Genomic DNA, 290 nt, shown 5'->3' with positions numbered 1-290 from the left:
GGGTGTGTAATCTTCAAGTTTCTAAGAAGGTACGGGTATATTCGGTGTTCAAGACTGCGCTTACTCAGGTTTGGACCAGGTGTGATCCCGACGATTTCCATTTCCCTCATGTGGCGCTGTACAGCCTTTCGGTTGATGACCAAACCTTCGGCATTCAGTAAAGCAGCAATGCGCCTGGATCCGTAATAGGGATGTTTGGGGTAGATTTCATCAATCCGATGTTTGATAAACAATTCTTCAGGAGACGGCCCGACTGGCTTGTAGTACAGGCTTGAACGGTTCAGGCTCAA

The 290-nt window shown here is 47.9% G+C and carries 1 protein-coding gene; it reads right to left on the bottom strand.

The features are described 5' to 3' along the window. The coding region (locus IC21_RS08895; protein ID WP_035180807.1) for an IS3 family transposase at positions 1-290 on the bottom strand (290 nt) is incomplete at both ends.

This window comes from Heyndrickxia coagulans DSM 1 = ATCC 7050, from assembly GCF_000290615.1.
In the GTDB taxonomy this organism is placed as follows: domain Bacteria; phylum Bacillota; class Bacilli; order Bacillales; family Bacillaceae_C; genus Weizmannia; species Weizmannia coagulans.
The sequence above is the reverse complement of the archived record's forward strand: the minus strand, read 5'-3'. Positions and strand labels throughout refer to the sequence as shown.